Origin of the sequence: Kaistella sp., from assembly GCF_041824135.1 — a bacterium.
Taxonomy (GTDB): Bacteria; Bacteroidota; Bacteroidia; order Flavobacteriales; family Weeksellaceae; genus Kaistella.
The window spans coordinates 18,126-42,110 of sequence record NZ_JBGZYM010000102.1 but is presented as its reverse complement, the minus strand read 5'-3'; the positions used below and the strand labels follow the sequence as shown (position 1 = coordinate 42,110).

The 23,985-nt window shown below is 34.4% G+C and carries 26 protein-coding genes and 1 pseudogene; 12 read left to right on the top strand and 15 right to left on the bottom strand.

The genetic code is table 11. The features are described from left to right. Both ACEYOS_RS13365 and ACEYOS_RS13360 read left to right on the top strand, forming a co-directional pair. Nucleotides 1–774, top strand: a pseudogene (locus ACEYOS_RS13365) (DNA polymerase III subunit alpha); the annotation flags it as partial. A 195-nt stretch (nt 775–969) separates the two neighbouring features. Beyond that, nucleotides 970–1,629 (top strand): response regulator transcription factor, encoded by a 660-nt coding sequence (locus ACEYOS_RS13360; protein ID WP_373709978.1) that lies wholly within the window; start codon nt 970–972, stop codon nt 1,627–1,629. A gap of 101 nt (nt 1,630–1,730) precedes the next feature. Here ACEYOS_RS13360 and ACEYOS_RS13355 read toward each other — a convergent pair whose 3' ends face one another. The 14 genes from ACEYOS_RS13355 to ACEYOS_RS13290 form a co-directional block, all read right to left on the bottom strand. Beyond that, complete coding sequence (locus tag ACEYOS_RS13355) at nt 1,731–3,224, bottom strand: carboxypeptidase-like regulatory domain-containing protein (protein ID WP_373709977.1); 1,494 nt, start codon at nt 3,222–3,224, stop codon at nt 1,731–1,733. Between the two features lie 4 nt (nt 3,225–3,228). Beyond that, the gene (locus tag ACEYOS_RS13350; protein ID WP_373709976.1) at nt 3,229–4,593 is read right to left on the bottom strand and encodes a CsgG/HfaB family protein; all 1,365 of its coding nucleotides are present in this window, start codon (nt 4,591–4,593) and stop codon (nt 3,229–3,231) included. A 13-nt stretch (nt 4,594–4,606) separates the two neighbouring features. Next, complete coding sequence (locus ACEYOS_RS13345) at nt 4,607–5,020, bottom strand: curli production assembly/transport component CsgF (RefSeq protein WP_373709975.1); 414 nt, start codon at nt 5,018–5,020, stop codon at nt 4,607–4,609. 4 nt (nt 5,021–5,024) lie between these two features. After that, nucleotides 5,025–5,741 carry a curli-like amyloid fiber formation chaperone CsgH gene (csgH, locus tag ACEYOS_RS13340; RefSeq protein ID WP_373709974.1) on the bottom strand — a complete coding sequence of 239 codons (717 nt, stop codon included), beginning with the start codon at nt 5,739–5,741 and terminating at the stop codon, nt 5,025–5,027. Nucleotides 5,742–5,752: 11 nt separating this feature from the next. Then, nucleotides 5,753–6,115, bottom strand: a complete 363-nt coding sequence (locus ACEYOS_RS13335; protein WP_373709973.1) for a hypothetical protein — start codon at nt 6,113–6,115, stop codon at nt 5,753–5,755. A 108-nt stretch (nt 6,116–6,223) separates the two neighbouring features. After that, nucleotides 6,224–7,009: a hypothetical protein gene (locus tag ACEYOS_RS13330; RefSeq protein WP_373709972.1), complete on the bottom strand. Its 786-nt coding sequence runs from the start codon at nt 7,007–7,009 to the stop codon at nt 6,224–6,226. 290 nt (nt 7,010–7,299) lie between these two features. Continuing rightward, nucleotides 7,300–8,052, bottom strand: a complete 753-nt coding sequence (locus tag ACEYOS_RS13325; protein WP_373709971.1) for a hypothetical protein — start codon at nt 8,050–8,052, stop codon at nt 7,300–7,302. A 695-nt stretch (nt 8,053–8,747) separates the two neighbouring features. Next, nucleotides 8,748–10,112: an MATE family efflux transporter gene (locus ACEYOS_RS13320; RefSeq protein WP_373709970.1), complete on the bottom strand. Its 1,365-nt coding sequence runs from the start codon at nt 10,110–10,112 to the stop codon at nt 8,748–8,750. 109 nt (nt 10,113–10,221) lie between these two features. After that, the gene (locus ACEYOS_RS13315) at nt 10,222–10,947 is read right to left on the bottom strand and encodes a DUF72 domain-containing protein (protein WP_373797593.1); all 726 of its coding nucleotides are present in this window, start codon (nt 10,945–10,947) and stop codon (nt 10,222–10,224) included. After that, complete coding sequence (locus tag ACEYOS_RS13310) at nt 10,937–11,539, bottom strand: hypothetical protein (protein ID WP_373709968.1); 603 nt, start codon at nt 11,537–11,539, stop codon at nt 10,937–10,939. The genes ACEYOS_RS13315 and ACEYOS_RS13310 overlap by 11 nt, the downstream gene beginning before the upstream one ends. Nucleotides 11,540–11,564: 25 nt before the next feature. After that, nucleotides 11,565–12,101 carry a type 1 glutamine amidotransferase domain-containing protein gene (locus tag ACEYOS_RS13305; protein ID WP_373709967.1) on the bottom strand — a complete coding sequence of 179 codons (537 nt, stop codon included), beginning with the start codon at nt 12,099–12,101 and terminating at the stop codon, nt 11,565–11,567. A 95-nt stretch (nt 12,102–12,196) separates the two neighbouring features. Continuing rightward, nucleotides 12,197–12,730 carry a ferritin-like domain-containing protein gene (locus tag ACEYOS_RS13300; protein ID WP_373709966.1) on the bottom strand — a complete coding sequence of 178 codons (534 nt, stop codon included), beginning with the start codon at nt 12,728–12,730 and terminating at the stop codon, nt 12,197–12,199. Between the two features lie 183 nt (nt 12,731–12,913). Further along, nucleotides 12,914–14,098, bottom strand: a complete 1,185-nt coding sequence (locus ACEYOS_RS13295) for a sigma-54-dependent transcriptional regulator (RefSeq protein WP_373709965.1) — start codon at nt 14,096–14,098, stop codon at nt 12,914–12,916. Between the two features lie 80 nt (nt 14,099–14,178). Further along, nucleotides 14,179–14,847 carry a YggS family pyridoxal phosphate-dependent enzyme gene (locus tag ACEYOS_RS13290; protein WP_373709964.1) on the bottom strand — a complete coding sequence of 223 codons (669 nt, stop codon included), beginning with the start codon at nt 14,845–14,847 and terminating at the stop codon, nt 14,179–14,181. Between the two features lie 187 nt (nt 14,848–15,034). Here ACEYOS_RS13290 and ACEYOS_RS13285 point away from each other — a divergent pair, with 187 nt between their 5' ends. Genes ACEYOS_RS13285 through ACEYOS_RS13270 form a run of 4 tightly spaced genes read left to right on the top strand, consistent with a single transcriptional unit; the run spans nt 15,035 to nt 17,531 of the window. After that, entirely contained in the window at nt 15,035–15,439 is a 405-nt protein-coding gene (locus tag ACEYOS_RS13285; RefSeq protein WP_373709963.1) for a hypothetical protein, read from the top strand. Nucleotides 15,440–15,451: 12 nt separating this feature from the next. Further along, the gene (locus ACEYOS_RS13280) at nt 15,452–16,114 is read left to right on the top strand and encodes a hypothetical protein (protein WP_373709962.1); all 663 of its coding nucleotides are present in this window, start codon (nt 15,452–15,454) and stop codon (nt 16,112–16,114) included. Continuing rightward, nucleotides 16,111–16,899, top strand: coding sequence for a sensor histidine kinase (locus ACEYOS_RS13275; RefSeq protein ID WP_373709961.1), 789 nt, complete (start codon nt 16,111–16,113; stop codon nt 16,897–16,899). The genes ACEYOS_RS13280 and ACEYOS_RS13275 overlap by 4 nt, the downstream gene beginning before the upstream one ends. Further along, complete coding sequence (locus ACEYOS_RS13270) at nt 16,887–17,531, top strand: response regulator (protein WP_373709960.1); 645 nt, start codon at nt 16,887–16,889, stop codon at nt 17,529–17,531. Before ACEYOS_RS13275 ends, ACEYOS_RS13270 begins: the two co-directional genes overlap by 13 nt. A gap of 185 nt (nt 17,532–17,716) precedes the next feature. Here ACEYOS_RS13270 and ACEYOS_RS13265 read toward each other — a convergent pair whose 3' ends face one another. Beyond that, a complete protein-coding gene (locus ACEYOS_RS13265; RefSeq protein ID WP_373709959.1) occupies nt 17,717–18,406 on the bottom strand; it encodes an NAD-dependent deacetylase in 690 nt (229 codons plus the stop codon). A 103-nt stretch (nt 18,407–18,509) separates the two neighbouring features. Here ACEYOS_RS13265 and ACEYOS_RS13260 point away from each other — a divergent pair, with 103 nt between their 5' ends. The 6 genes from ACEYOS_RS13260 to ACEYOS_RS13235 all read left to right on the top strand — a co-directional run bounded on the left by ACEYOS_RS13260 (nt 18,510) and on the right by ACEYOS_RS13235 (nt 23,984). Next, the gene (locus tag ACEYOS_RS13260; protein ID WP_373709958.1) at nt 18,510–19,031 is read left to right on the top strand and encodes a GNAT family N-acetyltransferase; all 522 of its coding nucleotides are present in this window, start codon (nt 18,510–18,512) and stop codon (nt 19,029–19,031) included. A gap of 87 nt (nt 19,032–19,118) precedes the next feature. Then, nucleotides 19,119–20,648, top strand: coding sequence for a 2,3-bisphosphoglycerate-independent phosphoglycerate mutase (gene gpmI / locus ACEYOS_RS13255; protein WP_373709957.1), 1,530 nt, complete (start codon nt 19,119–19,121; stop codon nt 20,646–20,648). Nucleotides 20,649–20,797: 149 nt separating this feature from the next. After that, nucleotides 20,798–21,775, top strand: coding sequence for an acyl-ACP desaturase (locus ACEYOS_RS13250; RefSeq protein ID WP_373709956.1), 978 nt, complete (start codon nt 20,798–20,800; stop codon nt 21,773–21,775). Between the two features lie 145 nt (nt 21,776–21,920). Further along, nucleotides 21,921–22,352 carry a BT0820 family HAD-type phosphatase gene (locus ACEYOS_RS13245; protein ID WP_373709955.1) on the top strand — a complete coding sequence of 144 codons (432 nt, stop codon included), beginning with the start codon at nt 21,921–21,923 and terminating at the stop codon, nt 22,350–22,352. Nucleotides 22,353–22,407: 55 nt separating this feature from the next. Continuing rightward, entirely contained in the window at nt 22,408–23,217 is an 810-nt protein-coding gene (gene map / locus ACEYOS_RS13240; protein ID WP_373709954.1) for a type I methionyl aminopeptidase, read from the top strand. Then, entirely contained in the window at nt 23,217–23,984 is a 768-nt protein-coding gene (locus ACEYOS_RS13235; RefSeq protein ID WP_373709953.1) for a class I SAM-dependent methyltransferase, read from the top strand. The genes map and ACEYOS_RS13235 overlap by 1 nt, the downstream gene beginning before the upstream one ends. Nucleotide 23,985: the final 1 nt, after the last annotated feature.

Genomic DNA, 23,985 nt, shown 5'->3' with positions numbered 1-23,985 from the left:
GAATTAGAGAAAGTGATTTTACCAATTGAAGTTTCGGAAGTTGACGATTCAGATGATGATTTGGTCGATCTTCCGCCGGATATTTTGGATGGTGACGAAGAAGGTTTAATCGAAGAACCAACAAAGATTGTAGAACCAAGAGGAAGTTTTAATTTCCTAAATCTTGACGAAATAGAAAATTTCAAAAATAACGTATTCGCAAATCAGCAACCCGATTTATTTAATAATGATAAATTAAGCTGGAAAGAAAAACAAGCAATGAGAAATAATACTCCCGAATATATGGTTGCTGGATTGGTGACAGAATATACGGTGAAAGATGGAATGAATAGCGGTGAAAAAGTTGCTTTTTTGATGCTGGAGGATTACAGCGGAAGTTACTCTTTCCGATTGGGTGATCGTGATTACATGAAGCTGCGTGATAGAATTGATGTTCAAAGATTTGTCATTTTTAAAATTAAATTCTCGTCATCTAAAGACGGGCGGGTTTTTGTCAACGTTTCTGACGTGATCGACCTGAAAGAGGCCTTTGAAAAATTTGCTAAAAAAATGACCATTGTTGTTGACATCAATGATTTAAGAAAATCAGATTTAGAATTTTTCAGAAGTCAGTTTGATGAACATAAAGGGGAACAAAAACTTAATTTTTTCATTAAAAATCCTGAGGATGAAAGCCAACTGGAATTAATGAGCATGCAAACGATGGTTCAGGTAAATGGTGACTTGCTCGAAATCTTTAACGAAACTCAGAAGTATCAAATATTCCTTAATTAGCGGAACTAAATAATATCTACTAGTAAAATTTTAGTGATCTGCTCTGAATATTAGATTGTCAATTTTCGTGGATTATACAATTCATCATTATTGTTTTTATAAATTTAGTTCAATTTGATTATCATTAACTAATATAATACTTATATTTTTTGGTTTTAATTAAAATATTGGCTAAATTCGTACAAACACAAAACCATGAAAAAGAAAATCATCCTTTATGATCATCAAAGGCTGTACTTAGAGTGTATGCAATATTTCCTAGTCTGTAGTGATATTACGAAAAAATACAATTTGCAGGGAGTAGATAATTTTGATGACCTCCACCAGTACATTCTTGAGAAAGACAGTGTTCTTATCTTGAATATTGCCCCGTTGAACTACGCTGAAGTGGCAGACCAAATCGAGGGATTCCTTAAATTAAACAAAACTCTAAAAATTATTATCCACGCTCTTCACACCGAAGTGAAGCTTATTAAAAAGTTTTTCGACAAGGGAATAAAAGGGTATTTAGGAAATAATGCAAGTAGCAAAGAATTTTTTGAAGCAATCAATCAGGTAACTGATGGGAATGTTTACGTAAATTATGATGCTAAAAATGCGCTTCTCAATTTTATATGCAGCGTAGATGATGAGCATAGTAAAAAACTAAGTGGCTCAGAGGATATTACTGCAAGAGAAAAAGATGTACTTCTACTAATTTGTGAAGGTCTTCGTTCTAAGGAAATTGCTGAAAAACTTTTCATCAGCCCGCATACCGTTGAATCACACCGTAGAAATATGATGCTCAAATTCAATCTGAATAGCTCTTCTAAACTGGTGAAGTTTGCAATGGAAAATCGGTTGGTAGAATATTAGAATAATTTCAAAAAAAATATGAAAAAAGCAGATCAATAATTGGTCTGCTTTTTTAGTAAAAAGAAAGTTGAGGATTTTAATCCTCAACCCCCTTGAAAACATCACTCCCAGTCTGGCATTTCTGCGTCAGGGAATAAGTCTGTTCTTTCATTATCTTGTAAGGTTACTTTTACGATTTTTTTAGCGGAGATGCCATCATTAGAAGTATTGACGAAAATAACGTCCGCATCATTAGGTGAAAACCGTGGATCTAAATCATTACTTCCATCTGGCTTTTCACTTACGGCTGACAAATCAATATTTTCATCTGTCAGCAAATTAAAGATAAACAGATGGGTATTGAGTTGTCTGTAATTATCTTCTTGATGTCCCGAAATATCATAAGTGTATAGCAAAAGATTTCCGTCAACTGAAAAGTTTAAGCCGCCGGCAGCACCTGGAACATTTTCTAAAACTGTTTTTACAGTATTACCCAGGAGATCTATAATATAGATTTTAACATTATAACCGTTAGCATCATTAGTTTTTAACGCAATTTTACTTCCATCATAACTCCAGTCACATTCAGAAATAAAACTTCCATCTGGAGTTGTGTAGATCAGTTGAAGCCCGCTACCATCTTTATTAATTCTATATAGTTTGGCAAAATTCGCATACAAAAACTCTTTGCCGTTTTTACTCCATGAATAATCGATTTCGGCATTATCAAAACCTGCTATGGGAACAGCTGTAACTTGAAAAGGATTAGAACCATCAGGATTTGCGGTAAAGATTTGAGCATTTCCACCAACAGTTCTCAAAAATGCAATTAATCTTGAATTTTGATTTAACCTTGGTCGCCAACTATTTTTATCGAAAGGAGTAAACTGAAAAGTAACGTTTTCTTCATCACTGGAAACAATGTAATAACTTCCATTCATTTTCTTTACATAATGAAATCTGTTATTGGGTGTTGTGCTCGTTTTAAAGCGAAAAACAGGACTGTTTACCGCTGGATTAATTCCATCTGTGACAGTTACTTGCCAGTAATAGGTTACTCCAAATTTTAGATTTTCTAAGAAATAATGTTTTTCCTCTAAATCTTTTATCTCAATAACGTTCGAATCAAAATCATTTTTAACAACTAAGGTATATTTCAAAACATCGAGCGAGTCGGCATCATTACAGTCCCAGGTTAAATCAATCGAAAGTGGCTGATCTACAGCATTATCAACTGGACTTAACAAAACAGGAACCGATGGCGAGCTGTTTAAAGAATCATCATCGCTCATCTCAAACACAATGCTTACCACCTGATTGGTGTTTTTAAGGTTTATACCTTGAAAAGTCGTTAAATATCCGGTAAGTTCCGCCCGAACTGAATAATCGCCTAAAGGAATATTTTCAATAATAAAACTTCCATCTTCTTTGCTGAAGACTGTTTCAGTAGATGGTGTTGTAAATACTTTTGCATTCTTTATAGGTTGATTGGTTCCTTTTCTAATCACAATTCCTTTTAAGGTGCCTACTTGGACCTTTTCAACCAAATCTTCACTGCACGAAGTCAGCATTATAAGGAAAAACAAAAGCGCACTTATTTTAAATATATTTTTCATGATTCTATTTTTTAATTTTTTTTCCGCCGAAATAGTAGATCAAACCCAAGCCGACTCTCACACCCATGTCTTTTCTATCACCATTGACGAAATCGTCCCAGTCATCAGTGAAACCTAAGTCATATTGACTAACAGCCCTAATTGCTAAGTTTTTATTAACCAAATATTCTAAACCTCCACCCAGTTGAGCTTTATAAACGGTTTTATAGGGTAAGAAAAAACTTCCAACACCAGCATAAACAAATGGCGTGAATTTGAGTTTAGGAAGAAAGAGATATTCTAAATTCACTTCTGAAACAAGAACATCTTTTTTGAAGATATCAACATTTTCAAATGTCACCGCATTGACGTTTGCTTCTGCATTAAAATGGTCACTTATAAAATATTTCACACCGACTTTACCACCTAGATTCATCTTGGCATTAACGTAATCACCTTTGATCTTAAATCCTTCTAAGTAGCCAAAGACAGCCATTTTTCCACGGTTTTGCTCCGGGAATTTGTTTCCTATAATTCTTGTATCGTTCATGACTTCCTCGGAATTATAGTTGGCTATAATTTTATTAAAATCACTCGGTTTGTTTAATTTACTATCCCAAATTTGATCTTTTACTCCTTCCACGATTAAAGAATAAACTGCTTTTTCTATCGCTTCAGTTACAGCAAGTTGTACTGGTTCATTCTGAGTAATTCCAATGTCGGATTCCAGAAGTCGCTCCGTGTCTATAAACCGAAAGAAATTTCCGTTGAAACTGGTAGATAAAATTGTTTTAGAAGTGTAAACTGTTTTAAGAATTTCTCCTGTAGAAGTAGAAACTGCTCGAAGATAAACAGTGATTCTATCCTGTCGATACTGTGCTCCAGCACCCAATCCAAAATATCTGGCGCCAATACCTCCAGTCATGACGTTGCTATCATAAGAAATAACGCCACCTTCTAAGATGATTCCGGCGAACAAAAGTGGGGGTAAGCTTGACGCTTCTGCGTCATTACCAGAATATTCTTTTCTGGTAGATCTGATGATCTGTCTCTCATTCATTAAATTTCCGATATTCTCCCTTTCAATAGGGGTGAACCAGCGACTGTCTTCTAAAACTTTCAAGAGAATTGCAGTTGTTCCTTGTGGAATAGCGGTACTCCAACTTGTTCCGTTTTCAGTTGGTTTGTACTGTCCTGTCTGATCGCGGAATTTATAAACACCAACTACAATTTTATCTTTTGGAGTTGGGAGGTTTTTGAGTTCCGAGGTACCTGGCGTAATTTCTCCCAATGTTGATTTTTCACTGTTTGTTGGAATATTGAAGAGAGTACAGTTTTTAAATAGGAGGAGAATTATAATGAGACTTAAAGTTTTTAATAATGTTTTCATAGGGTTTTTGTTTTTAGCCACCGCCTGGTATAACAATTTGCGATTGCTCGCCAGTATCGGTGTTAAGAATAGAAATCAGTAATCCTTGGCCAGTCTGTATTACTTCTAGATAGATAGAACCAAATATATAGGTACCTGGTTTAAGGTCTCCGTCACCAAATTGATCACCAAAAAGTTTTCGGGATAATTCACTGAGAATTTGTCTATTTAAACTGTCGGTAAAACTATCCAGAGAATTGATGTCTCTAAAACCACTAAGTCTACTGTCACCTTCATCAAACTGATTTTGTGCACTTGCCGAGCTCAGTAGCCACTGGTAATTAAATGTGTCACCACCAAAGGCTGGATTGACTGGTTTATATACAAACTGCTGTGAATATAATGCTGAAAAGGAAAAAATTGCGATTGTTAATATTAGATTTTTCATTTCATTAATATTTAAATTCTTTATTCCGAAGACTATTTCTGGAATTGTATGCAATCAAATTTGCCAAAGCTCTATCCGCTTCGGCATCGATTGATTCTTCGTCAGGTTTTGAAAGAAATGCATGAATAAGCTGATCATCAACTTCTACTGAGATTCTGGTATTTCGACCAAACGTAGGCATTTCAGAGATCGTAATTGTTCCTTCAAATTTTTGTGGAATTTGATTATACTTTTTGTAAAAGGAATCATAAAACATCTGTCCTATTTTCGTCTTCGTATTATCAATGGTAAGGCCCGTTAATTCAAGATCTCTTTCAGGAATGTAGCTCACGTCTGAAGTAAACTGATTGCCATTAAGTTCTAAACTGTCTTTGGAGATTACTTGGTCTGTTTCTTCATCCTTCACGAATAGAAACACTTTTAATCCATCATTTTTTGAAAGATTAAGATTAACTTCGGAAAGGGTTTTGGTCTCTTTTGGATTTAAAGAAAACTTACCGCTTTGTTTATTGGTAGAATTTCCTCCTTTTCCTTTTTTTACTGAAACCATGATGTAGTTAAGGTTGGAATATAAATCAGATTCGTTGCTTGCAACAGCTCTGAGTTTAATTTGACCTTCCTTATTTTCTGTAACTATTTTTCCTGTAACAGCGCCGTTTTTTTGTGCGGAAGTTTTGTTAGCGAAAAAAAATGTGACTAGAATTGCGATGAGAGTTTTCATTTTCAAGGGGTTTAGTAGTTTCTCATAAATATCGTCATGTCATTGGCGTTAATATTCATTTTCATTCCATCTGAAATACTGTTGCTTCCGGTAATGTCAATGTAATTGCCCGAACCATTAATTTTTATTTCTGCATTAGTGGGGTAATTATTAGGGTTAATAAAAAGAGTAGTATTATAGTTTCCTGTTTGTACCAACTCTATAAAGTTTGGTGTTTTATCGATTAGTTGTATCATATTTCCTTCGCCAATTTGGACCATAATATCCATGCTCTTCATTTCCTGAGGCATATTACCTGCGTGACTCTGGCGGTATAGCTCCAATACGTTAGAACTGTTGACATCATTAAATGAAATATTTTGTGCCGAAATCAATTGAGAAAATATAAGTACTAAGATGATAGTGATTAAATTTTTCATGATAAATGGTAAAAGCAGGAGAAATATTACTAGATCTCCTGCATGATTAATTATTGATAGACACTAATTGGATTGGGTAGTACTGTCGTAGTTACCGCTACCAATTTGAGTTCCAACATGAACATGGTCTTGACCGGTTTGTACTGCAAAAGAACTATTGTTATTTCCTACTTGTAAATCATCAGCAAAGTTTCTGTCACCAAATTGATTCTGAGTCATGATGTTACCATCTCCCATTTGTAATCCTAAAGCTTCATTATCATTACCCCATTGTTGAGAATAAGAATAGTTGTTATCGCCAATTTGTACATGGTCTGCAATATTATCGTCACCGAGTTGAAATTGTCCAAGAATATTATCCGTACCTATTTGTAACGCAGTTTCATCATTGTCATTTCCGCCCTGATATTGCCAAACTTCATTGCTTAGTCCCATTTGGAAAGAAGAAGCATCGTTTCTATTTCCAATTTGAGATTGCTTAGCATAGTTGACAAACCCAATTTGCATCGCGCTAACGTCGTTTCTATTGCCAGATTGTAATTGTTCAACGGTATTCAAAATTCCCAATTGGTCTGTTGAAGCATCGTTTCTATTACCATACTGCTGAGTGTCATTAGCATTTGCAATTCCAACCTGATCGACATCAATGTTATTTCGATTTCCCTGGCTGATCGCAAAGTTTGTGTTGAATGCACCAAATTGATCAACAGTGGCATCATTTAGATTACCATCTTGTAAAAGATTATTGTTATTCATTAAACCAGTTTGATTGACCACCGCACTGTTGGTATTACCCAACTGTGTTGTTACATCTACGTTAGCTTGTGCGTAAGTGAATCCTACTGCCATAAGCGCTACTGCACTTGTAATTAGTTTTTTCATGATTAAAAGTTTTTATGGTTAGTTATTAATGCTAAGGTCGCACATATTATTAGGAATTTTTTAACTATTACTAATGGTTTTATAAACATCCTTAAAAATGGTTAGGTTACAAGTGAAAACACTTATTGAATTTGGGTGTTTAACTGTACGTCGTTTTCAATCGGATTTTTTAAAAGAAATAAGTTTAAAAATTCATAATTCAAAATAAATAAAAGAGGAGCCAAAAGATGGCTCCTTAAAATAGTTTTAGAAAATGATTAGTTAGATTGAGTAGTGCTCAAATAGTTACCGTTTCCGATTTGAGTTCCAACATGAATATGATCTGTCCCTGTTTGGAAAACTTCAGCATAATTGTTATTACCTACTTGGTAATCATCAGCGAAGTTTCTGTCACCATCTTGTAACTGTATAATAGTATTGTCGTCACCTTGAGACCATCCTATAGTTTCATTATCATTTCCAATTTGCCAAGAAACTGCTAAGTTACCATCACCTGCTTGAGTATGATCTGCACTGTTTCTATTTCCGTCTTGAATTTGATATAGTTCATTAAACCAACCAACTTGTAAACCTGTAGCTTTGTTTCTATTTCCAACCTGGTCTTGAATAGATAAGTTAGCCACACCATCTTGAGTGATCGTCGCTCTGTTACGGTTACCCATTTGATCTTGGTAAGCTTCATTGAATAAACCGTCTTGAGTTGCAGTAACTCTGTTACGATTACCTGTTTGCACTTGCTCTACAGAGTTGAACCATCCATCTTGATCAGTTTTTGCTCTGTTTCTGTTACCATATTGTTCTGTGGAATTGTAATTGCCTAAACCAACCTGATCAACATCAATTCGGTTTCTATTCCCTTGACTTAAAGCCTCATTTACATTCATCGCACCAGTTTGATCAACGGTGGCATCATTACGGTTACCATCTTGTTCTAGATTGTTGTAATTCATCATACCAGTTTGGTTGACAACTGCGCTGTTAAGATTTCCATACTGAGATGTATAATCCATATTCCCTTGTGCGTAAGTAAAGCTTACTGCGATAAGTGCGATAGCACTAGTAATTAATTTTTTCATGATTAAAAAATTTTATTGGTTAATTAGTGATACAAATGTAGTGGCAATAAGAGTTCAAGAAATCACAAACAATAATGATATTAACAAAATCACCTTAAACAATGATAAGCATAGTATAAACACCTTTTGGGTTTGCGGGAAATGCGCAATTACCTTTATACGATGTAATTAGTGAAGTAAGCAATCGCTTTATTTAAAGCTAGTCAATGCCTTTTTTACGAAGAATTGCGTAAAATCTATTAGAGTTTTTGATTTACAACTGTTAATCTTTTTTCTTCGCTTTACAGAAATTTAGTTCTAGAAAATCTAATTTTATCAAAAAAATGACGAATGAAATTGAAAATAACAAAATCAGAAATTTCAATTTCGTCAAATTTTTATAGATTTTACAAACGCTATGGAAGTTAAGAATTGACTTCAAAATATAGTAGAGCTAAAAAAACTGCGCTATCTTTTCATTTCACAACACGGCTTTTAAAAATGAGCTTTTTATAAAGTTGCGTATGGAGCAATTAATTGAGGTTAAAAGAAAGTAATCTTAAAATTACAGTTTACAATAAATTAAAGTGATCAGCAGCAAATTAATTCTAACAAAAATCCCTGAAGCGATAGTTCTTCAGGGATTATTTTTAATGAGCAACTGCGGCATCAATTTTTCGTTGGGAAAGTTTAAAGAATCGCATGACAAGGAAGACCGCAGAAATAGTGAGCCCTAATCCCAGCGCAATCCACATTCCCCAAGCACCCATATTTAGTGTTACACACAAGAAATATCCTAGTGGAATAGTGAAGATCCAGTACGCGACAAAAGTGATCAATGATGGAATTTTAACATCCTGAATTCCACGCAATATCCCAAGTGCCACAACCTGCACACCATCTGATAATTGAAATAAAGCGGCAATAATTAATAATTTTGATGCAAGCATAATAACTTCAACATCTTCTTTTTTCGTAAAGAAAGTCGGTAATATATTTCGGCCTACAATAAAGAACAAACCACAGAAGGCCATGAAAATAAATACGATTTTCATATTATTGATTCCAACTTTCTGTAATCCCACAAAATCTCTTTCACCCGCTCGTCGGCCAATCATCACCGTTGAAGCTACACTAAATCCTATACTTAAATTAAAAGTAAAAGAAGCCATCGACAAAGCAATTTGGTGCGAAGCAATATCATTTGCCGAAATCAAACCGCAGATAAAGGCGGCGCCTGCAAAAGCAGTTACTTCAAAAAACATCTGTAAAGCGGTAGGAAATCCTAATTTAATTAATGTTTGGAACATCTTCTTCTGAAAAAGTTTAGTTTTCAAACTGAAGTCATCCATATATCTTTTGGTAGTGGGATGCTTCCTCATCACGACGAAAAGGAAAATTACCATAAAAATTCTCGCAATGAAAGAGGCGTAGGCCGAACCATCTACTCCAAGAGAATCCATACCAATTCCTTTAATAAAAATATAATTCAACACGATATTGATGACATTCGCGATGATGGTGGCTTTTGTAACGCCGATCGTAAAACTCAAACCTTCAGAAACTTCGCGCATCGTTTGAAACGCCATAAATGGAATGATACTGATAATGGTAATTCGGAGATAACTTTCTGTATCCGGAAGAATTTTTTCGGGCTGATTGAGATGATATAATAAAGGCATTGCTAAAAGCATCGCAATAACTAACGCAAGACCTATAAGCATATTAACCACAAAACCGTGGCGAAAAACCCGATTGATGGTTTTATGATCATTTTGAGAATGAGCTTCTGAAACGAGGGGAGGTATGGCCAAAGAAAAACCAAGAGCCAAAACAAATACAGAAAAGAAAACCCCATTTGCGAGTGATACAGAAGCTAGAGCATCTGCACCCAAAAGTTTCCCAACCATAATATTATCAAAAAGCTGCACAGACACTTGACCAACCTGCGTGATCATTACGGGTAGGGCAAGCTTAAATAATCTTCTGGAAAGTTCGGGATTTAGAATTTGCATAACTATAAAAAAATTTGCGGCAAATTTACAGCAAACTTTCTACATTACTTTTGATTAGCGGTTTTTTGTTCCTATCATTCGTAGAAGTCTTCATCTATCAATATTAGAATTACAAGAATTGATCTTTTAAATAGAGTGCATTTTTAATTCCGGCAGTTCCGTAAGTATTATTAAAGAAGATAAAAGAAGTTCCTTTAAAATTTTTAATATTTTCAGCTAAATCGATAAACTTCTTTTCTGAATATTCCGATTTAAACATTTGAGGAACGCCATGAAGACGATAATAAGCAGAATGATCATTATTAATAATAAAATCGTCGGGAATTTCTCTAGGAATTGAAACACCTGAGAAGATAATATTTTTTCTTTTTAAAGTTTCAAAAACGTCGGTAATCCACCAGGAAGAATGACGAAATTCAACCACATTCAAATAATGATCATCAACAGTCTGGAGAATTTTTTCTAAATTTTCTTCGCTAAATTGAAATGAAGGTGGAAGCTGAAAAAGAAATCCCGCTAATTTCCCTTTTAAACCAAATGAAATATGGTTGCAAAATTCGACTGTATCAATTTCAGTATCAACCAGTTTTTTAAGATGAGTAATGGTTTTCGGAATTTTAATGAAAAATCTAAAATCCTCTTCAGTTTCATTAAGCCATTTTTCCAGCGTTTTCAAAGTTGGTTTTCTATAAAAAGTGGAATTAATTTCTATTGCATTTAAATGCTTTGAATAAAAACTTAAATATTCACTGGAAGGTAAATCCTCGGGGTAGAAAAAACCTTTCCAAGATCTTTCTGAAAAACCAGAACAACCAATAAAAATTTTATTTTTCATCTCTAATTAATCCATCCGTTAATCCTTCCCACTGAAGTTTGCTGCCAATTAGCATTCCACCAAGTGCAACTGCTTTATTTCTTATTTTCTCCGAAAGTGTTTTATCCTCAAAATTAGGAACTTCATTTCTGGCATACACTTCTGCGGAAATTTCTCTCCCGTTTCTTCTAATGAAAAAATTGGAAGTTGCCGTTGAATCTAAGAAATGAGTAACTTCATCAGAAGGATTAGTTGGGTTGGAAGTTGGTCGCAAACGAATATAAATTGCTTCGTAATCCTCTTTTTTTTCTTCTTCGTAAACTTCAATTTTCACCCAATCAAAATGGTCTTCATCTTTATTTGGTAGAAGAGGAACTCTAATACTGATATAATTTCCAACTTGTGGCGGGTCTAAAATTAATTCGCCCTTCTGATTACGAAGGGTGAATTTTGCTTTATTCTTTCCAGCAAAAAGTTCCCACGAATTGATATCCAGGAAACGTTTTTTTATGATTTCAAAATGATTTTTTGCTAACTCAACATTATCTAAAATAATTTTCGAAATAGCTTCACTTTCTGCCCCGATTTTATGTGTAGGAATTTTATTTTTCATGGCCCAAATTTAAATGGTGAAATTTTTACTTGGAAAACTCTTCTATCATTCTCTGATTAAAAGCTGGTAAATCTTCGGGCGAACGGCTGGTTGTTAAATTTCCGTCGGTGACAACTTCTTGATCAACCCAATTAGCGCCCGCATTTTTTAAATCAGCAGAGATTGATTTGTAGGAAGTCATTTTTTTTCCTGAAACTACTTCAGCATTGATTAAAGTTTGAGGTGCGTGACAAATAGCTGCAACTGGTTTATTGGCTTTAAAAAAACCTTTAACGAAATTCACAGCGTCTGCATTTGCTCTTAATGCATCCGGATTGATCACACCGCCTGGCAATAAAAGGGCGTCGTAATCCGCACAATCAATTTCGGAAACAATTTTGTCGACACTAACTGAATTGCTCCATTGATGATCTTTCATGGCTTTAATTACACCAGATTTTAGAGAGATAATTTCTATTTTTGCACCTGCATCTTTCAAAGCTTTCATCGGACATTCTAATTCCGATTGCTCGTAACCGTCTGCTGCTAAAATTGCAACTTTCTTATTTTTTAAATTTGACATTTTTTTTTTAATGATTTATAATATTCACGAAAAATTTGCTGACTTAAACGATTCATATACTAACAAAAGTAGCGACCATTTGATCGCTACCTCTATTATTTGGCTTTTACGTTGATTTCAGTTTTAGCCAACTTCGTTAAATCTTTATCGCAAGTTTTTTCCTCTTTTAATGTTTCTAAAAGTAATTTTAGAACGTCTTTTTCACCCAATAATTTGGCGTAGGTTGCCATGGTTCCGTATGAAGCAATTTCATAATGTTCTACCTTTTGAACGGCAGCAATAATTGCGGCATCTCTTACTGCACCAGGTTGGGTTTCTTCCATAATTCCTGTTGCTTCTTTTAACAAGCCGGCCATCGCATCACATTTTACCGCTTCAGCTTTAATTCCTAAAGATTTAAATGCTCCTTCTAAACGCTTAACCTGATTTTTAGTTTCTGATAAATGATCATTAATTGCAGTTATTAAATGCCGAGATGTAGCATTCTTTGCCATTTTAGGAAGACTTTTAACCAATGCTTTTTCCGCCCAGTAAAGGTCTTTCAAGCCATCGATCATAAAATCTTTTAGTTGGTCTGCTGCATCCTTTTTAGGAGCGATTTTTCCTTTAGGTGTGGTTTTCTTTGCCATGATATTATTTTTTAATGTTAAATTAATTTGAAATAAAAAATTGAAATTTGTATTTCTGTACTTAATTTACATCATGTTGTATGCCAAAATACCTCTTCGTAAAAAAGTAGAAATAAAAAAGCCAAACGGAATTCGTTTGGCTTTATATCATTTTTATTGAAAATTTAATCGTAAAAATAAAAACTATTTTCTAACAAAACTGGCCACATCATCTCCGTTTATCGGATTTGATCCCAAGATAATTAGACGTTCAACAACATTTCGAAGTTCGCGGATATTTCCGGTCCAACTGAAATTTTCTAAAGCCTTGATCGCCTTATCATCAAAAGTTTTTAAAGCAGTACCGTGTTCATCAGAAATAACTTTCGAAAAATGTTTCACCAAAAGTTTAATATCATCTTTTCGCTCGTCTAGGGAAGGAACATAAATCTCGATCACAGAAAGTCGATGGTACAAATCTTCTCTAAATTTACCTGCTTGAATTTCTGCCTGCATATTTTTATTGGTAGCAGCCAAAACTCTTACGTCTACTTTAATTTCCTTGTCACTTCCAACTGGAGAAACTTTGCTTTCCTGAAGCGCACGAAGAACTTTTGCCTGTGCGATTAATGACATGTCACCAATTTCATCCAAAAAGATTGTTCCGTTATTGGCTAACTCAAATTTTCCTTGTTTATCTTTAATGGCGCCTGTAAAACTTCCTTTAACATGTCCAAATAATTCTGATTCAATTAGTTCAGATGGAATTGCGGCACAGTTAACCTCGATCATTGGACCTTTACTGCGATCACTTTGCGCGTGGATTGCGTGAGCAACCAATTCTTTTCCCGCACCGTTTGGTCCCGTAATAAGAACTCTAGCGTCAGATGCAGCGACCTTTTCAATCATATCCTGAATTTTTTTCAAGGCAGGAGATTCACCAATCATCTGATATTTCTTATTCACTTTTTTCTTTAAAGTGGTATTCTCATTTTTTAAATGCTGATTGGTCTTTTGTAAAATTCTTCTGTCTAAAGCATTTTTAACACTGGTAATCAGTCGGTTGATATCAATCGGTTTAGAGATAAAATCATATGCTCCTGACTTCAAGCAATCTACAGCAGTGTCGATATCAGCATGTCCAGAAATCATCACAAAAGTGGTGTCAGGTTTCAACTGAAGTGCTTGCTTTAAAAGTTCGGTACCCGAAACTTTTGGCATTTTAATATCAGAAACAACCAAAGCGAAATCTTCTTTCTCTATTTGTTTGAAGCCTTCTAAACCGTCTTCGGCAATAATAAATTCGTAATCAGGTAATTCATCTGATAGAATACTTTGTAGGACGCCCGAAATGGCTTTTTCGTCTTCAACAATTAAGATTTTTTGCATTATAAAAATTTATGGATTTAATAAAATTATTGACTTAATTTTGCCAACTATGTAGCAATAATCATACCTAAAAAAGGTGCTTATGAGTAATTTCTGCTACCGAAAACTGCAGATCCAATTCTAACTGAATTGGCACCGCACTCTATCGCTAAAGCGTAATCGTCACTCATTCCCATGGATAAAGTTTGCAGATTTTGTTGTAGTGAAAGTTGATCAAACAGATTTTTAAGGAAACTAAATTCCTTTTTAACTTGATCTTTATCATCCGTGAAAGTCGCCATTCCCATTAAACCAGAGATTTTAATATGGGGGAATTTACCATTTAGATAATCTAAGAATAATTCCTTGGCTTCATGAAGTTCCAAACCATATTTTGTATCTTCTTCTGCAATTTTAACTTGAAGAAATACCTTAATCTTTCGATTATTTTTCTCGGCTTGTTTATTAATTTCAAGAAGGATTTTTTCTGAATCGACACTTTGAATGGTATCAATAAAAGAAGCGATATATTTGACCTTGTTGGTTTGTAAATGACCAATTAAATGCCACTGAATATCCTGTGGCAAATGAGGATGCTTCTCTATCAATTCCTGGACTTTGTTCTCGCCAAAAACTTTTTGTCCTAATTCGTAAACTAATTGAATACTTTCAACAGGATGCGTTTTAGATACTGCAACGAGTTGAATATTGGAAGGTAAATTAGTTTTTATTTTTTGATAATTCTCTGCGATCGTAGAAAATTCTTGCATGGTAGGGTAATTTCGATGAGATTGTTTCCGTCTAAAATTTGGAATTCGAAATTTAAGAAAATAATATTGTAGTTGCAAAAAATGATAGCATAATGGTATTAATAAAAAAAAATAAGATCCTTTGGGTGTTTTCACTTATATTTATACCTTAATAAGTTTTAGATTTGTTAAAATTAAAAAATAAACAATGAGCAGTCTACAAAAACATCTAATTACTAAGAGAGAAGGAGAATCACTCGCTAATGAATATGAAAAGAGTAATTATGCAACCATTAACGCAAAACGGCCAAATGCTAAACCTGACTCCAAAACTTACACTTACGATTTAGAAGTTTTACAGGAATATATCAATCTCATTCGCGACGGAATGGAGAAAAAAGGAATTAAGAATAAAGGAATCAGAGTTACTTTAGGAAAGTATCCTGAGGCGTGCTTTGATCCACGCTTAAATCCACTTTATAATGGATATCAAACGGTCTTCTTTTCTCCGCACGATATGGATTCATCCGACAATAATAAAAATGCACAAGGCGATGATGATGGCGAAGAATTGCCAGATATGAACTTTGGCCAACTTTGTCCACCTTATTAATAAGTAGCAATAATGATAGAATGGAACCGGACTGCAGCAAGTGTAATCCAACTTTTATTAGTATTCGTATTTTTTATATTACTGCTTATCAAAAGAAAAAAATTAGGAAAGGGAATTATTTATTTTATTATCGCAAGTGGAATAGTGGTGGTGACCGATACCGTCTTATTTATCATGCGTTTAAGTTTTAAATTTCCCAGTATTCCCATTTATGCCATAGCAGTCAATCTCTGTGTGTTTTTCCTTTTCTTTCTATACTTCAGAAGTATTTTAGAGCTCAAAAAATCGAGAATAATCAATCTTTTTATAATAGGAATATTTTTAATTAGTTATATTTTATTTGCAACATTATCTGAAGATTTCTTCTCTAAATTTCCTTTTAAATTTTATTTTTTAGAAGTTATCTTGTTGATTTTCAATATTTATTTAGTTTTAAAAGAAACATTCAATTCTGATAAAATTTTAAACATTAAGTCTTATTACCCATTTTGGGCATGTATCGGATTGATGTCTATTTACTTAGGAGTAACTCCTTTGCTCATTATCAGTAATACTTCTATGGAAATGATGAATATCAATATATTTTTCATAATTTTATTTGTTGTTAATGTAATTGGTTATGCCATACTGATTAGTGGAATTTTTTTCGCGAAAAATATTAATTTAAAAAAATGAACTTTTCAGAAATAGATTTTCTGCTTACGATCACCACTTTCATTATTTTGATTGTTATTTTAATGATGGTTTTGGTTTATGGAGTATTTGTTAAGAAAAAATCTGAACTTCTGTTATCTCAACAAAAAAAAGAGGCCCTTTTCGAACAGGAATTAGCCATTTCTCAAGTAGAGATTAAGGAACAAACACTTAATTATATTGGTCAGGAACTGCATGATGATTTGGGACAAAAACTTTCTGTTGCTAGACTGATGACCAATAAAATAGCGATGGCCGATGAATGTGAAAAAAAAAATATAGCGCTCGAAATCAACATGCTAATTGGAGAGTGTATTCAGGATATCAGGAATCTTTCTAAAGTTTTTATCAGTAAACAGGTAAAGCATTTTGGTTTCGTAGAATCTTTGGAACGGGAAATTTTCAGAATAGAAAGGTTAGAGTTAATGGATGTTGACTATCAAATTAATAATCACCATTTAGAAATTAATCCTGACCATGCGCTGATTTTATTTCGAATTATTCAGGAGTGTATCAATAATGTCATTAAACATGCAAAATCCAACAAGATCTTAATAAAAATAGAAGATCATTTAAATTTTATTGACATCAGTATTATGGATTACGGGATAGGATTTAATGCAAAAAAAAGAAATGATGGAAGTGGTTTGGCAAACATTAAAAATAGAGCACAGATTATTAACGCTGATTTTACAATTAAATCTACAGAGAATCTCGGCACTGAAATAACTATTTCCTACAAAAAACCAACACAATGGAAAGAATAAAAATCGCAATCGTAGATGATCATAAACTGGTCTCTAAAGCAATCGAAAACATGATTTCATTTAATCCAAAATTTGAAGTGGTCATGAATTGTTTTAATGGTGAAGACTTTTTGAATCAGCTCGAGCACAAAAAAAACATGCCTGAAGTTGTTTTAATGGATATCAATATGCCCAGAAAAAATGGTATCGAAACTACTGCAGAATTAACGCAGACGTATCCAGAACTGAAAGTCATTGCTTTAACGATGGAAGATAATGAAAGTACGATAATCAGCATGTTAAAAGCTGGTGCAAAAGGATACTTGCTGAAAGACATGTCACCTGATATTTTGTTTGATGCCATCAATATCGTTCATGAGAAAGGGATTTTTTACACCGACATTGTTACGCAAAGCCTCCTAAAAATTAAGACTGAAGAAAAAGCAATTCAGGAAATTAGCGCTTTGCTAAAGGATCGCGAAATAGAATTTATCAAATTAGCCTGCTCAGAATTAACCTATAAAGAAATTGCTGAAAAAATGTGTGTCAGCCCCAGAACCGTTGATGGTTACAGAGATTCTATCTTTGCAAAGTTGAATGTAAAAACAAGGGTTGGAATTGTGCTTTTCGCAATCAAACATGAAATGTGTTAAATTAGGGTGTTTTCACGCTTTTTTGCAAAACAACTAAATGTTACTTTTGCAGTATCAGAAAACACAAATGATAAAACAAAACTTAAAACCGGTTATCTAATCGGTTTTTTGTTATTTCAAAATTTATGCTTCGAGATCAATAGATGAAACTGAACCAAAACCTCGAAATTTAAAAGATCTCTTATTCAAATTTCTTTTTTTAAAATCATCTCTTTAAATAATTCCATTCCGTGCGTGGCAGAAGTTTTAAAGTAATTGTCTGTCTCGGTGTAAGTATTTGGAAGGCTTGGATCAATCACAAATATTTTGCAGTTTGCAGGAATATAATGAATCAAACCCGCTGCGGGATAAACAGACATTGAAGTTCCAATCACAAGAAACAGATCTGCTTTAGAACACAGATCAATTGCCTTATTCATTTCCGGAACCATTTCACCAAACCATACAATATGCGGACGAAGTTGCATTCCTTCAAAATTAAGATGACCTAAATTTAAGTCTCCTTCCCACAATATAATATTTGACTCGGCGTTGACAGATCGTGCCTTTTTGAGTTCACCATGAAGGTGAATAACTTTTGTAGAACCGGCTCTTTCATGTAAATCATCAACGTTTTGGGTAATAATATTGACCTCGAAAACATCTTCTAATTCTGCTAAAATAAGATGAGCTTTGTTTGGCGTAACCTCATTTAACTGTCTTCTTCTCGCGTTGTAAAAATCTAAAACCATCTGTGGATTTCTTTCAAATCCTTCTGGGCTTGCCACATCTTCTACACGATGGTTTTCCCATAAACCATTTGAATCACGAAAAGTCTGAACACCACTTTCAGCAGAAATCCCGGCGCCTGAAAAAACAACTAATTTCTTTTTCATCTAAGTTTTTTATAAAAATACAAAATTTAAATATTCATTCCAATTACTAATTCCTGATTTGAGAATAAAATCTTGATTAAATTTGTACAAGAAAATTAAATTCATGATAAAATTCAATCAACAATTTCATCTTAGAAAAGCATCTTTAGAAGATCAAGACATAATTTGGGATATTCTTCAGCAAGCAATCAAAAGAAGAAAAGAGGAGGGAAGCAATCAATGGCAAGATGGATATCCAAATATGGACAGTATTAAAAATGATATCCAACAAGATTTTGGCTATGTCCTGGAATCTGAAAATCAAATTCTTGGTTACGCTGCTGTCATTTTTGAAATAGAACCTGGGTATGAAATTATCGAGGGAAAATGGCTGTCAGATCAAGAATACGTTGTTATTCACCGAGTTGCCGTTTCTGAAGAATATATAGGATTGGGAATAGCAACGAAAATTTTTCAAGAAGTTGAAAAAGTTGCTTTGTCAAAAAAAAATTTCAGCATTAAAGTAGATACCAATTTTGACAATATTCCTTTGCTTAAAATTTTAAATAAATTAAATTACACCTATTGTGGTGAAGTTTATTTTCGAGGTTCTTCCCGTAAAGCCTTTCAGAAATTGCTGAACTAGATTGCTGCTGAGACAAATTTTGTTCGAAATCAATCGATAAATAATTGTTTAATCACTAAATTTGTATTCAATCATAAATAAATAAAAATGTCAAAAAAAGCCATTTTAGCGATACTCGACGGTTGGGGATTAGGAACGGACTCTTCTGTATCTGCAATTGCGCAAGCGAACACTCCTTTCATTAATTCTTGCTATGAAAATTTTCCAAACACAACGCTTGAAGCAAGCGGAATCGCGGTCGGATTACCTTTCGGACAGATGGGAAATTCAGAAGTGGGCCACATGAATTTAGGAGCTGGGAGAGTAGTGTATCAGAATCTGGTTAAACTCAATATGGCTGTTGAGAACGCAACTTTAGGAAAGGAGAATGTCATTACAAAAGCATTTGAATACGCTTTAACAAACAAAAAGAAAGTTCACTTTATAGGTCTTGTTTCAGATGGTGGTGTTCACTCGCATATTAATCATCTTAAAGGTTTATTGACCGCTGCACAAGAATTTGGATTAACGGATAATGTATATGTTCATGCGTTTACAGACGGTAGAGATTGTGATCCTCATTCAGGTAAAGGGTTTATCGAAGAATTACTCGACCACATGAAAGTTACCACCGGAAAGTTAGCGACAGTTGTCGGTAGGTATTACGCGATGGACCGTGATAAAAGATGGGAACGAGTGAAGTTAGCTTACGATGCAATGGTTAATGGCATCGGCGAGCAAACCAATAATATTTTAGAAACAATCGATAACTCTTATAAAAATGACATTACCGATGAGTTTTTAAAACCTATGATTTGTTTAAAAGACAATCAGTTGCCGGTTGCAAAAATTGAAAACGACGATGTGGTTTTCTGCTTTAACTTCCGAACAGATCGTGGTCGCGAGATTACTCAAGTTCTTTCTCAAAATGAGTTTCCAGAATTTGGGATGTATCCGTTGAATCTTTACTATGTAACGATGACGAATTACGAGAAAGTTTTCAAAAATATTCATATCGTTTTTGATGAAGAAGTTTTACACGAAACAATGGGTGAAATTTTAGAAAGAAATGGTAAAACTCAAATTAGAGTGGCAGAAACGGAAAAATACCCTCACGTTACCTTTTTCTTTTCTGGCGGAAGAGAAGAACAATTCGTGGGTGAAAGTAGAATTTTATGCCCAAGTCCTAAAGAGGTTCCAACCTATGATTTCAAACCTGAAATGTCAGCGTTTGATATTACTGAAAAAATACTTCCCGAGATTGAAAATGAGTCTGCAGATTTCATTTGTTTAAATTTCGCGAATACTGATATGGTAGGTCATACCGGCGTTTTTTCTGCAGCAGTTAAAGCGGCAGAAGTTGTTGACGAATGTATTTCTAGGGTGGCAACTTTAGCTTACGAGCATGATTACGCTGTATTTATTCTTGCAGATCACGGAAACTCGGATGTGATGATGAATCCAGACGGAAGTCCAAACACACAACATTCCACCAACTTAGTTCCTTTAATTGTAATGGATAAAGACCGAACCTGGACTTTAAAACCTGGAAAGCTGGGCGATGTTGCGCCGTCAATTCTAAAAGTAATGGGAATTGAAATCCCAGAAGTAATGACTGGTGAAGTTTTAGTAAGTTAATAAAGTTTCAATATTTAAAAGAAAATAATTTCTGTATTATTTAAGGCACGGCTTGATGTTTGGATTGTTTTAAAATTAATTTAACGAATGAATTATGCAATAGATAATATTTTTAAATTATATTTGCGTAACCTATAAAAAGAGTGAACATGTACAATAAGATGATGAGAATAGAGGTAATGAGGACTTTAGGCAAGAATGTCGACGACTTTATAGACACCTATTTAACACCCGCAGAAAAAATATGGCAGCCTACTGATTTTTTACCAGATCCGTCTTCAGATAGTTTTAGATATGATGTAGAAGAACTGCAAACGTATGCTCAGGAAATGGGCTATGATTTATTTGTAACCTTGATTGGAGACTGTATTACCGAAGAAGCCTTGCCAAGTTATGAATCCTGGATTATGGGAATTGATGGCGTCAATCAGGAAGAAAGATCCGGTTGGTCACAATGGGTAAGAAATTGGACGGCTGAAGAAAACCGCCACGGTGATTTACTTAATAAATACTTGTATTTATGCGGTCGAGTGAATATGCGCGAGGTTGAAATTACCACCCATTACTTAATTCAGGATGGTTTAGATATTGGAACGACCATGGATCCATACCGAAATTTTGTGTATACCAGTTTTCAGGAAACTGCAACGAATATCTCACACCGTAGAGTAGGTTCATTGGCTAAGCAAAGCGGAAATACAAAACTTTCCAGGATGTGTGGTGTAATTGCAGCTGATGAAGCCCGACATGCAAAAGCATACAAACATTTCGTGACAAAAATTTTCGAACTTGATCCTTCAGAAATGATGTTGGCTTTCGAAGATATGATGCGTAAAAAAATTGTAATGCCTGCACATTTAATGCGTGAATCTGGTCAGAAAGCTGGCGAACTTTGGGGACATTTCTCCGATGCTGCGCAAAGAGCAATGGTTTATACAGGTCAAGATTACATTAATATTTTAGCCGAATTATTGCAAGACTGGAGAATCGAACATATCACGGGACTCAATGAATCTGCTGAGAAAGCGCAGGAATATTTGATGAAACTTCCGGGAAGATTACAACGGGTTACCGATAGAATTTCAACTCCAGATCAGGAATATCAATTCAAATGGATAAAATCGTAGAACGATAAAATCTAATAAATATAAATGCCAACTAAGCTAATGCCTTATTTGGCATTTTTTATTCTTAACTAAAGTCACTAATCCTCGCTAACCATTTTGCTCCGTCGTAAATTTATTATCTTTGCACCATTGAAATTTTAGAATAATGAAAAACAGTAAAAAACTTGCTATTGATTTCGACGGAACTATCGTTGATGATGGATATCCTGGAATTGGAAAAACAAAAACTTTTGCTTTTGAAACCCTTAAGAAATTGCAGTCCGAAGGCTACAGATTAATTCTGTGGACTTACCGACATGGGAAAACTTTGGACGAAGCAGTCGAATTTTGCAAAAAAAATGGCGTTGAGTTTTATGCAGTTAATTCAAGTTTTGAAGGTGAAGTTTTTGATAATGAAAATGCTTCCCGAAAAATTGATGCAGATCTTTTCATCGACGACCGTAACCTTGGTGGATTTCCAGGTTGGGGAGAAATCTATAATATTATTAATGATAGGATAGAATTTAGAGTTGAAGGAAAAGAAGTTTTGGCCTATTCTAAAATGAAAAAAGACAAAAAGAAAGGCTTGTTCTGGTAAATGATTATCGAAATTTATAATTCCTTTCCCTTTAAATTAAAGACATACACATACAGTGATACAGTTAAAAACGATAGAAGAACTTCGCTTAATGCGAGAAAGTGCACAATTGGTTTCAAAAACTTTGGGCATGCTGGCCAAGGAAATTAAACCAGGCGTCACTACTTTACACCTCGATAATTTAGGTGGACAATTTATTCGCGATCATGGTGGCGAACCTGCATTTTTAGGAATGTATGGTTTCCCCAAAAACCTTTGTATTTCTCCTAACGCTGAAGTGGTACACGGGATTCCAAATGAAAAACCTTTGCAAGAAGGTGATATTTTATCGGTCGATTGTGGAGTTTATATGAACGGATTTTATGGCGACCATGCTTACTCATTTGAGGTTGGCGAAGTTGCACCCGAAACAAAAAAACTTTTGCAAATTACCAAAGAATCTCTTTATAAAGGAATCGAGCAATGCGTTCGTGGAAAAAGAGTAGGAGATATCTCTTATGCGATCCAATCGTATTGTGAAGCTCATGGATACGGCGTTGTTCGCGAATTGGTTGGTCACGGTTTAGGAAAAAAAATGCACGAAGATCCACAAGTTCCAAATTATGGTAAAAAAGGAAGTGGTAAAGTTTTAAAAGACGGAATTGCCCTTGCGATTGAACCAATGGTTAATTTAGGAACTGAAAAAGTAAAATTCCATGACGATGGCTGGACGGTAACTTCACTTGATATGTCACCATCTGCGCATTTCGAACATGATGTCTGTATTATTGGAGGCAAGCCAGTTTTACTGTCAACTTATAAATTCATTTACGAAGCGTTGGGAATTATCAGCGATGAAGAAAAACCATTTACATTGGATTTTTAATGAAGAAAATTGCCAAATTTCTTTTAAACACCATCCCAAGACCTTTGCTTATTAATTTGAGCATTTTCCTTCGACCTTTAATTTATTTATTCTTTAAAGGATCAAAATTCAGCGATCCAATCGACGGAAAATCTTACCGGAAATTTCTTCCATACGGTTATGGGAAACAACGTGAGAACGCTTTGTCACCAGGAACATTAAGTTTAGAACGTCACCGGCAAATGTGGCTGTATCTTCAAAATGAAACCGATTTTTTTACTAAAAATTATAAAGTTCTTCATATTGCGCCAGAGCAGGAATTTCTTCGCAGGTTCAAAAAAATGAAGAATCTGGATTATATTTCGGCGGATTTATATTCGCCAATTGTGGATGTAAAAGCAGATATTCTCGATTTGCCTTTCGAGAATGAAAGCTTCGACATTATCTTTTGCAATCACGTTTTAGAACATATTGAAGACGATCAAAAGGCGATGAGTGAATTGTATCGAGTGATGAGAAAAGACGGTTGGGGAATTTTTCAGGTTCCTATGAAGAACTCTTTAGAGAAATCGTACGAAGATTTTTCCATCAAAGATCCAAAAGAAAGACAGAAACATTTCGGGCAATACGACCACGTTCGCTGGTACGGAATGGATTATTTTGAACGACTTAGAAATGTTGGTTTTGAGGTTGATATTAATTATTATTCAAAGAAATTCAGCAAAGAAGAAATTACCCATTTTGGTTTAATGGATAACGAAATCTTACCGATCGTTTCAAAGAAATAAA

Bases quoted from the DNA above. Each gene is read 5' to 3' on its own strand.
- ACEYOS_RS13250 (WP_373709956.1), top strand. From the start codon at position 20,798: ATGTACAATAAGATGATGAGAATAGAGGTAATGAGGACTTTAGGCAAG.
- csgH (WP_373709974.1), bottom strand. From the start codon at position 5,741: ATGAAAACTCTCATCGCAATTCTAGTCACATTTTTTTTCGCTAACAAA.
- ACEYOS_RS13235 (WP_373709953.1), top strand. From the start codon at position 23,217: ATGAAGAAAATTGCCAAATTTCTTTTAAACACCATCCCAAGACCTTTG.
- ACEYOS_RS13320 (WP_373709970.1), bottom strand. From the start codon at position 10,112: ATGCAAATTCTAAATCCCGAACTTTCCAGAAGATTATTTAAGCTTGCC.
- ACEYOS_RS13355 (WP_373709977.1), bottom strand. From the start codon at position 3,224: ATGAAAAATATATTTAAAATAAGTGCGCTTTTGTTTTTCCTTATAATG.
- gpmI (WP_373709957.1), top strand. From the start codon at position 19,119: ATGTCAAAAAAAGCCATTTTAGCGATACTCGACGGTTGGGGATTAGGA.
- ACEYOS_RS13305 (WP_373709967.1), bottom strand. From the start codon at position 12,101: ATGTCAAATTTAAAAAATAAGAAAGTTGCAATTTTAGCAGCAGACGGT.
- ACEYOS_RS13325 (WP_373709971.1), bottom strand. From the start codon at position 8,052: ATGGATTATACATCTCAGTATGGAAATCTTAACAGCGCAGTTGTCAAC.
- ACEYOS_RS13315 (WP_373797593.1), bottom strand. From the start codon at position 10,947: ATGAAAAATAAAATTTTTATTGGTTGTTCTGGTTTTTCAGAAAGATCT.
- ACEYOS_RS13300 (WP_373709966.1), bottom strand. From the start codon at position 12,730: ATGGCAAAGAAAACCACACCTAAAGGAAAAATCGCTCCTAAAAAGGAT.
- ACEYOS_RS13350 (WP_373709976.1), bottom strand. From the start codon at position 4,593: ATGAAAACATTATTAAAAACTTTAAGTCTCATTATAATTCTCCTCCTA.
- ACEYOS_RS13330 (WP_373709972.1), bottom strand. From the start codon at position 7,009: ATGGCAGTAGGATTCACTTACGCACAAGCTAACGTAGATGTAACAACA.
- ACEYOS_RS13360 (WP_373709978.1), top strand. From the start codon at position 970: ATGAAAAAGAAAATCATCCTTTATGATCATCAAAGGCTGTACTTAGAG.
- ACEYOS_RS13280 (WP_373709962.1), top strand. From the start codon at position 15,452: ATGATAGAATGGAACCGGACTGCAGCAAGTGTAATCCAACTTTTATTA.
- ACEYOS_RS13285 (WP_373709963.1), top strand. From the start codon at position 15,035: ATGAGCAGTCTACAAAAACATCTAATTACTAAGAGAGAAGGAGAATCA.
- ACEYOS_RS13265 (WP_373709959.1), bottom strand. From the start codon at position 18,406: ATGAAAAAGAAATTAGTTGTTTTTTCAGGCGCCGGGATTTCTGCTGAA.
- ACEYOS_RS13345 (WP_373709975.1), bottom strand. From the start codon at position 5,020: ATGAAAAATCTAATATTAACAATCGCAATTTTTTCCTTTTCAGCATTA.
- ACEYOS_RS13295 (WP_373709965.1), bottom strand. From the start codon at position 14,098: ATGCAAAAAATCTTAATTGTTGAAGACGAAAAAGCCATTTCGGGCGTC.
- ACEYOS_RS13270 (WP_373709960.1), top strand. From the start codon at position 16,887: ATGGAAAGAATAAAAATCGCAATCGTAGATGATCATAAACTGGTCTCT.
- ACEYOS_RS13290 (WP_373709964.1), bottom strand. From the start codon at position 14,847: ATGCAAGAATTTTCTACGATCGCAGAGAATTATCAAAAAATAAAAACT.
- ACEYOS_RS13260 (WP_373709958.1), top strand. From the start codon at position 18,510: ATGATAAAATTCAATCAACAATTTCATCTTAGAAAAGCATCTTTAGAA.
- ACEYOS_RS13310 (WP_373709968.1), bottom strand. From the start codon at position 11,539: ATGAAAAATAAAATTCCTACACATAAAATCGGGGCAGAAAGTGAAGCT.
- ACEYOS_RS13275 (WP_373709961.1), top strand. From the start codon at position 16,111: ATGAACTTTTCAGAAATAGATTTTCTGCTTACGATCACCACTTTCATT.
- ACEYOS_RS13245 (WP_373709955.1), top strand. From the start codon at position 21,921: ATGAAAAACAGTAAAAAACTTGCTATTGATTTCGACGGAACTATCGTT.